At 62.7% G+C, this 1122-nt stretch carries 2 protein-coding genes; one reads left to right on the top strand and one right to left on the bottom strand.

Going from position 1 to position 1122, the window contains the following annotated elements:
• Positions 1-50 precede the first annotated feature (50 nt).
• Positions 51-455, bottom strand: coding sequence for a hypothetical protein (locus F6Q13_RS17680; protein WP_293059321.1), 405 nt, complete (start codon positions 453-455; stop codon positions 51-53).
• Between F6Q13_RS17680 and F6Q13_RS17675 the strand changes: the two genes are divergently transcribed.
• Positions 351-1082 (top strand): hypothetical protein, encoded by a 732-nt coding sequence (locus F6Q13_RS17675; RefSeq protein ID WP_293059318.1) that lies wholly within the window; start codon positions 351-353, stop codon positions 1080-1082. The two genes, F6Q13_RS17680 and F6Q13_RS17675, sit on opposite strands and share 105 nt — an antisense overlap.
• Positions 1083-1122: the final 40 nt, after the last annotated feature.

The raw sequence follows: 1122 nt of genomic DNA, 5'->3' as shown, positions 1-1122 counted from the left end.
CATCGAAATCAATCCTGCGACCCGCTGACGCCGACACGCTTATTTGAGGACTAGTTCACCCCGTAATCGCTGCTTTCCAGGACCGCATCGACCCCTCTGCGGCCGCCGATGCCGTTCAGGCTTGTGTCGACAGGGCGGACACGCTTCGCCCGTGGATTCTCTGCCGGGCAGCCGATGTCGGCTCGTTTCGTGCCATCCGGGTGTTCGACTTTGATGACGCGCTGCGCTGGCAGCGGTGGGGACACCAATACCATCAGCGCATCTCCGGGGCCCTGAGCGCTAGCTACGGATGCTGTTTTGCGGCGATCGCCGCGAATGAGCAGCTTGACGTCGCGGGTGCCGAAGCGCACCTGCGACACGCGATCCGAATTGCGCTGCTGCCGTCTGGACGCCCATCCTACGTCGCGAAGCTGGCCGGTTCCTTGTTGGGTGAACTTCTCTACGAACGCGGCCAACTCGACGAAGCTGAGGCATTGCTGGACGACGCGTATGAACTCGGCGCCGAGGGCGGACTAGTCGACTTCATGCTCGCGGCATTCGGGACCGGGGCACGGTTGAAATTGGCCCGTGGTGACAAGACCGCCGCCGACCGCCGACTCGCCGAAGGCCTGCAGATCGCGAGAGAGTTGCAACTGCCGCGACTCGAGGCCCGTCTGGTCTATGAACAGGTTCGATTAGCCGCATTGTCGACCGAGGGAATCGACGAGTCGCTCGCTCAGCGAGTCATGGGTCAAGGTACACAAGCACTCGACGGAATCGGCGACGTTACGGCTGAACTTAGGGAGGACTCGCAAATCCGACTCCTCCTCAGGGACGGTCAGCCGTCAGCGCTCACTGCGGCCTGTCACCGTTCGCGCGCTCGTGTTGACCACGTTGATCAGCGCAAGCGCCCGCGTGCACACCTTCAGGCCACGCTCCCGTTGGCGTTGTGCCTGTCGGTAGCCGGCAACACCTACGAAGCGCAGCGCGACTTAGCGCCAGCGCTGAGAACCTGCGCCGCGCTTGGACTTAGCCGAATGCTCATCGACGAAGGACCACAGATGCTCCACCTCGCTAAGGACACCGCGCTGACACGAAAATAACGGTGACCACAAGCTGGTGAGGGCAGGTAGGGGTGACCCG

Origin of the sequence: Mycobacterium sp., assembly GCF_008709575.1 — a bacterium.
Lineage (GTDB): Bacteria > Actinomycetota > Actinomycetes > Mycobacteriales > Mycobacteriaceae > Mycobacterium.
This window is presented reverse-complemented; position numbering and strand designations above follow the sequence as displayed.